Origin of the sequence: Allocoleopsis sp. (assembly GCF_036703385.1) — a bacterium.
Taxonomy (GTDB): Bacteria; Cyanobacteriota; Cyanobacteriia; order Cyanobacteriales; family Coleofasciculaceae; genus Allocoleopsis.
This window is the reverse complement of sequence record NZ_DATNPA010000276.1, coordinates 1-5,455: the sequence shown is the minus strand read 5'-3', so window position 1 is coordinate 5,455 and position 5,455 is coordinate 1. Positions and strand designations below refer to the sequence as shown.

The 5,455-nt window shown below is 48.2% G+C and carries 6 protein-coding genes and 1 tRNA gene; 4 read left to right on the top strand and 3 right to left on the bottom strand.

The genetic code is table 11. The features are described from left to right. Positions 1 to 196: hypothetical protein (locus V6C93_RS13170; protein ID WP_333477112.1), on the top strand; the 196-nt coding region annotated here is incomplete at its 5' end. On the opposite strand, the gene V6C93_RS13165 is transcribed toward V6C93_RS13170, so the two are convergent. Together V6C93_RS13165 and V6C93_RS13160 are read right to left on the bottom strand one after the other, a co-directional pair. Beyond that, complete coding sequence (locus V6C93_RS13165) at positions 193 to 1,611, bottom strand: hemolysin family protein (RefSeq protein ID WP_349262703.1); 1,419 nt, start codon at positions 1,609 to 1,611, stop codon at positions 193 to 195. The two genes, V6C93_RS13170 and V6C93_RS13165, sit on opposite strands and share 4 nt — an antisense overlap. Positions 1,612 to 1,856: 245 nt before the next feature. Then, the gene (locus V6C93_RS13160; RefSeq protein WP_333477110.1) at positions 1,857 to 2,603 is read right to left on the bottom strand and encodes a hypothetical protein; all 747 of its coding nucleotides are present in this window, start codon (positions 2,601 to 2,603) and stop codon (positions 1,857 to 1,859) included. A gap of 384 nt (positions 2,604 to 2,987) precedes the next feature. On the opposite strand from V6C93_RS13160, the gene V6C93_RS13155 reads away from it, so the two are divergent. Then, positions 2,988 to 3,060, top strand: a tRNA-Ile gene (locus tag V6C93_RS13155). Positions 3,061 to 3,109: 49 nt separating this feature from the next. On the opposite strand, the gene V6C93_RS13150 is transcribed toward V6C93_RS13155, so the two are convergent. Continuing rightward, positions 3,110 to 3,706, bottom strand: a complete 597-nt coding sequence (locus V6C93_RS13150) for a hypothetical protein (RefSeq protein ID WP_333477109.1) — start codon at positions 3,704 to 3,706, stop codon at positions 3,110 to 3,112. A gap of 47 nt (positions 3,707 to 3,753) precedes the next feature. Between V6C93_RS13150 and pyrE the strand changes: the two genes are divergently transcribed. Continuing rightward, a complete protein-coding gene (pyrE, locus tag V6C93_RS13145; protein ID WP_333477108.1) occupies positions 3,754 to 4,377 on the top strand; it encodes an orotate phosphoribosyltransferase in 624 nt (207 codons plus the stop codon). Positions 4,378 to 4,608: 231 nt separating this feature from the next. After that, positions 4,609 to 5,455 (top strand): C1 family peptidase (locus tag V6C93_RS13140; protein ID WP_333477107.1); only part of this gene is annotated, 847 nt, incomplete at its 3' end.

Here is a 5,455-nt window from a genome sequence, read left to right as displayed (position 1 = left end):
ATCAGAGAACTGGAGACTGAGTACAACCGCAAAAGTTGCATCAGGGAATTGGGTACTGGGAGAAAGTGAAGGAATTGTGTCGCTTGATGAAAAGCAAATGATCGGGAAGGGTCAATCTCCAACTCATAAGCCCTACTGGTGGTCATTTTCGCGGGAGAAAAATCAGTGGGGCGATCGCTATTCAGAGTCGTTTTAGGTTGCATCATCAACATTACGGGTTGATTCACCCTCTAAAGCCTGATCGGTTGTGGCAATTTCTGGGGTCATCGTGGGTATTGTACTGTCGTCTAAGGATGTGGCGGTTGGTTCCTGACGCTGGATGCGGATTTGGTGCAGGCGTGGCCCTTCAGCCGAGACGACGGTTAGATCCAGATTTTTATAGAGCAAGGTTTCACCCTGTACAGGGATTTTCTGAAATTGGTAGAGCAGGAAGCCTCCCAACGTTTGGTATTCGTCAGCTAAGGGTAAGTTTAAATCCAAAAGTTCGTTGACTTCTTCCAAATCCATTTGGGCTTGCACCAAAAAGGTGTGTTCATCCAAAATTTGCACAGGTAACTCTTCTGTACTTTCGGGTTCAGGGTTGTCGCCAATAATTTCAGCAATCAAGTCTTTCAAGGTGACTAAGCCTGCTGTACCACCAAACTCATCCACCACCATGACCATTGCCAGGTGCGATCGCTGCATCAAGGGCAACAGTTCCGACAGGGGCATCGATTCCGGTACGAACCGCGCAGGACGAATCCATTGCTGAATCGGCGTTTCTGGCGTCAACTGCCTTTGCGATAAGGGCTCGGCTAACTCTTTGAAGTAGATAATCCCCTGAATGTCATCCAGGGATTCGCCCATAACGGGATAACGCGAGTGACCAGTTTGGGCGATTTCTGCGAGCAGAGTCTGGAAGGTTGCCGTATAGGGAATGGCGGCAATGCTGGTGCGGGGAACCATCACCTCTACAGCCTCAACCTCGCCAAACTCGAACACGTTGTTGAGGAGTTCGCGTTCTTCGGCTTCGAGTCCCGTAGACTCGCGCTCGGTGGTAATAATCAGTTGTAACTCTTCTGGTGTGACCCGGTTGTACCAGCCTTGACCTGTATACTGGACACCAACAAGTCGCAGGAGCAAGCGAGTCGATTGGTTTAAAATCCAGATGAAGGGATTGAAAAAACGTGCGATCGCCAGGCTAGGGGGGCCGAGAAACCGCGCCAACTGCTCTGAGTAAAGTAGAGCAACAGATTTGGGGCAGAGTTCGCCCAAAACAATTTGCAGATAGGCAATCAGGAAAAAAGTGATCGGGATGGCGAGAGAATGAGCCATGACTTGGCTAACCCCTGGAGGCAGAGGCAGTTGTGCAATGCCCGATGCTACCAGAACCGCCATTGTCGTCTCACCAATCCAGCCCAGCGCCAAGCTAGAAAGCGTAATTCCGATCTGAGTTGTAGAAAGTAAACGTTCGATGCTGCGTTGCAGGGACTGAACTGTTTGTGCCTGGACATCACCGGCATCAGCCAGCTGATTGATGCGCGATCGCCGCACAGATACCATAGAAAACTCAGCAGTGACAAAAAACGCATTGATTGCAATCAGGAGCAGCACTGATAACAATCGCAGCATGATGTCTTGACTGGTGAGGTTAGAATAAACGCTCACAAAAACTTTCGCAAAGTTGGGAAGCCCACAGTTGTAAGAGTGGGAGGCAAAACGATAGCGCACCTTGAGATGCTGGGTAGAGACAGGTGCAGCCTCTACCCATCCTTGTTAGGAAAACTAGCTCATTCGGCAACTCTATCAAAAGTAGAAAAATCTAAGGCTTGTCCTAAAAGAATTGTTACTGTTTAGTTTTGTCCCGCTCTTGCGGTTTACCTAACGACGGGAATCTCAGACATTTTCAGCTGAAGTCTTTGATCGGGATAATCCGTGAGTGTGAGCGAAAGCTTCTGGGCATTTTCTATCAAAGCAGAGGGGATACTCACTGTACCCGAATATTCCTGCCCATCGGGAGGTAATTCTCCTGGCAAGCCTTCGGTAATGGCGCTCAAAGCACGACCTTGCTCGTCCGTAACATTCAAAAAGCTGTAAAGGAATCGTACAGCATTGGCTCCCTGATTCTTGAGCGTCACATTCAGTAAGAGAGAACCTCCCTGTTGAGTAGCGGAGCGTATCTCCAGCAATACTCCCCGATCCTCACTTTTGATGGGTAACTTGAGATTAGCATTGGCATCGGTAAAGGATGCCTCAGTAGCTGACGGCTCAGGGGACGGTTGGTTATTCGGATCAGAAGGATCGGTGCTCTTGGCTGGCTCGTCCTTGTTCTCGGTTTTCGATTCCTTGCTCTTGTTCTCAGGTTTCGCGCCCTTGCTGGTGTTACTGATGTATTCGTTAACCTTGGTCAGGATATCATCCTCACGCAAGATCGCTAATCCTTCTTTGCCAGGAGAAGCCTTCTGTGTGTCCGCTATATCTTTGACTGGGCGAACATCCGGCTGGGTAACGCCTTTGAGGGCTTCGTGACCGAGGGTGAATCCCCACATTGAACTCACAAAACCGGCACCTAACATCATTGCCAGCAGAATTAAGGTGAGAGCCACAGTTGAGTTTAATTTCATCAGTGATTCAAGTTTCTTTGCACATGCTTCACGAACTTGCTGTCAGCTATGCTTCTCTTACAGCTCGACAGCTGTTCGACACAAAAATTCTATACAAAAATTTATAGAGAAGGGCTTGATGCCAAAACAAACAAGCCGTTTCTATTTTAGTGGTCTGTTCTAGCACTTACTGGAAAAAAACCAATCTCTACTCCCATCATGGGTTGCTTTAAGAAAGCCATCCCCTAGATAAACACCCATGAACTAGGCTTACGCTTCGCTGCGCTAACATTCACAAACGTTGCCCTATATAAATCTATCTGATTTGATTTTCTGTGCGTCTGATTCTGTGTGCGTCTATTTTCAAGCTAAAGTGAGTGTGGCAATATGGTAATAATAGATTAGCCAGGGTTGGCCGAGCGGTTGAGGCAGCGAACTCATAATTCGCCCAAGGCAGGTTCAACTCCTGCACCCTGGATCACAAACTCGTCTTTCACTGCCTGTTTTTCAACAACCCCAGAATACGGCTATCGAGGCGGCACAGTATCAAAAATAAACTCACCCCCCTCTAGGCGAGTGCCAAAACGAGGCGGACTGGAAGTAAGCCGCAGTGAGGAATTGAAGGGGTTAGGCAGATCGGGTGTACGAATCACAGGATCGCTGGCAACCTGGAGTTCCAATGTTTCTCGATAAAGGTTGGTGAGACGTTGAGCATCCCGCTCAATTTCTAAATCGGGAAAACCCGCTCCCCAGGGGACACCGGCACCAATAATGTAGTTAATTTGCCGATCAATCTTGCGGTTGCGGTAGAAGTCTCCTGACTCTTGGAAAAAGGCGCGATTAAACGATTCTGAAACGGTTTCGAGACGGTTGGGTGGGGTAGTGAAGGATGTGTCAAGGCCAACTGTTCGAGGAACCGTAGGTTGTACCACTGGGTTTAAGGGAGTGGTTTGGGCCTTCGCCGCCGAGACAAACCCACTAGAAGCGGCAGCAAGAACCAACGCACCGATCAACTGGGTCAACCGCATTTGCATAATCCTCACACTCATAATTGTCTCAATAATATCTGAATATTGCAGTTTAAGATGGTTGAGGGGCAAATCTAAAGAGCGATCGCACAACATGCGCTCTCTTTATCATGTCTATATTTTCCAAGATTTTACCGTAAGTAATGATTGACCCACTTCAAACCACACCTGACTCCAACGCCTCCACTGATTTAACTCAACAGCGTCAGTTCTTACTAGATTTGTTTTGCCAACAAGCTTACAAAGAGGGAGATTTCGTTCTCTCGTCAGGGCAGCGCAGTTCTTACTACATTAATGGTAAGCCAGTAACGCTCCATCCCCAAGGAGCCTTAGCGATCGGGCGTTTACTCCTGTCTCTGCTTCCCTGCGATACCGAGGCGGTGGCGGGTTTGACATTGGGGGCTGATCCAATTGTGAGTGCGGTAAGTGTGGTTTCGGCTCTAGAGAATCGACCTATCCCTGCGCTGATTATCCGTAAAGAAGCTAAAGGACACGGTACTATGGCTTACATTGAGGGGCCGACTCTACCCGATGGTGCTAAGGTGGTGGTCTTGGAAGATGTTGTCACCACGGGACAATCGGCAATGAAAGCGGTGGAAAGGCTGCGACAGGCCGGTTACGGGGTAGAGCAGGTGATTGCTGTAGTAGATAGACAGCAGGGTGGAGCCGAGTTTTACGAGTCAGTTGGGCTGAAGTTTCAAACCTTATTTTCAATTACAGAAATTCAACAGCGCTGGGCTCAGTTAAAGACGCAGAACCACGATTAGTCAAATTCACCTATTAAGCAACAAAGCTTAAAAAAATCGGCGATCGCTATTGATAAGAACGCATTCAACCGATGTTTTTTGGCTAGATTTCGGGTGCGTTTACGCTTTCTGATGGGTTTGATATGAAAACACATCACATGCGAGTGTTCCTAATTATGTAATTACATTGAACCCCAAATATATCTTTTGATGGATGTGCTAAATTGGCGTTTACCTTAATGGCAACATCCTATGGTAAAACAAGGCAAACCTAACTACTTGATTCAGCGTTCCACAGGGAAAAAGATTATGGTAGGGGGCTGTCAGCGTTCCCAAACTCCACCTCCGAAGGCCATAGAATATACAGCAAGTCGGTATCAAGCGGCTGAACTTCCTCCCAAGGTTGACTTGCGTGAACACATGACGCAGGTAGAAGATCAGTCAGCAGTAAACAGTTGCGCTGCCAATGCGATCGCGGGAGCATACGAGTACCTGGCAAAGCGATCTTTGGGAGCATCTGGAGAGGTGAGTCGTCTGTTTATCTATTACAACGGACGTGCGCTGTTAGGAGATCACCAAAAGGATGAGGGCAGTAGCATTACCGCTTGCATTCGGGTGTTGCAGGAACTCGGTGCTTGTACTGAAGAGACCTGGCCTTATGATATCGCGAAGGTCAACGCACAACCGCATAATGATGCTTTCGAGGAGGCGCTGCAATTCCTCATCGAAGAAGCAGAGGAAGTGAAAGTTGATTTGTTTTCCATGAAACACTGTTTGGCTGAGGGCTATCCGTTTGTCTTTGGGTTAGCGCTTTTCAAGTCATTCGACAAGGCAGGCAAGAATGGGAAGGTGCCTATGCCCGATCCTAACAGTGAGGAAGGTCGTCAGAGTCATGGCGCTCACGCGATGCTGTGTGTAGGCTATTCGGATAAATCTCAAGCGTTTATTGTCCGCAATTCTTGGGGTGAGGCGTGGGGACACAAAGGCTATTGTTATATTCCCTATGCCTACATGACTAACCCCGACTATTGCTGGGATTGCTGGAAAATTGCTAGTGTTTCTGACCTCGACTTTACGGCGGGTATTTGGTATGAGGACG

What these genes read in the sequence shown, in the direction of transcription:
- V6C93_RS13165 (WP_349262703.1), bottom strand. Translation starts at nt 1,611, where the DNA reads ATGCTGCGATTGTTATCAGTGCTGCTCCTGATTGCAATCAATGCGTTT.
- V6C93_RS13160 (WP_333477110.1), bottom strand. Translation starts at nt 2,603, where the DNA reads ATGAAATTAAACTCAACTGTGGCTCTCACCTTAATTCTGCTGGCAATG.
- V6C93_RS13150 (WP_333477109.1), bottom strand. Translation starts at nt 3,706, where the DNA reads ATGTTGTGCGATCGCTCTTTAGATTTGCCCCTCAACCATCTTAAACTG.
- pyrE (WP_333477108.1), top strand. Translation starts at nt 3,754, where the DNA reads ATGATTGACCCACTTCAAACCACACCTGACTCCAACGCCTCCACTGAT.